Origin of the sequence: Streptomyces albipurpureus, assembly GCF_023701525.1 — a bacterium.
In the GTDB taxonomy this organism is placed as follows: domain Bacteria; phylum Actinomycetota; class Actinomycetes; order Streptomycetales; family Streptomycetaceae; genus Streptomyces; species Streptomyces albipurpureus.
The window spans coordinates 1-528 of the sequence record NZ_JAMQAW010000113.1 but is presented as its reverse complement, the minus strand read 5'-3'; the positions used below and the strand labels follow the sequence as shown (position 1 = coordinate 528).

General features: G+C 58.3%; 1 protein-coding gene. It reads left to right on the top strand.

Going from position 1 to position 528, the window contains the following annotated elements:
* A partial coding sequence (locus NBG84_RS39765; protein WP_285369006.1) for a carboxyl transferase domain-containing protein occupies nt 1-528 on the top strand: 528 nt, incomplete at both ends.

Genomic DNA, 528 nt, shown 5'->3' with positions numbered 1-528 from the left:
GGTGGGGCGCGGTCGAGGGTCGGACCGTGTTCGTGTACGCCCATGATTTTCGGATCTTCGGTGGTGCGTTGGGTGAGGCGCATGCGGAGAAGATTCATAAGATTATGGATATGGCGATTTCGGCGGGTGCGCCGTTGGTGTCGTTGAATGATGGTGCGGGTGCGCGTATTCAGGAGGGTGTTTCGGCGCTTGCTGGGTACGGGGGGATTTTCCAGCGTAATACGCGGGCTTCTGGTGTGATTCCGCAGATTTCGGTGATGTTGGGTCCGTGTGCGGGTGGTGCTGCGTATTCGCCGGCGTTGACGGATTTTGTGTTTATGGTGCGTGAGACGTCGCAGATGTTTATCACGGGTCCTGATGTGGTGAAGGCGGTGACGGGGGAGGAGATTACGCAGAACGGTCTCGGTGGTGCGGATGTGCATGCGGAGACTTCGGGTGTCGCGCATTTCGCGTATGACGATGAGGAGACGTGCATCGCGGAGGTGCGGTATCTCCTGTCGATGCTGCCTTCGAACAATCGGGAGAACC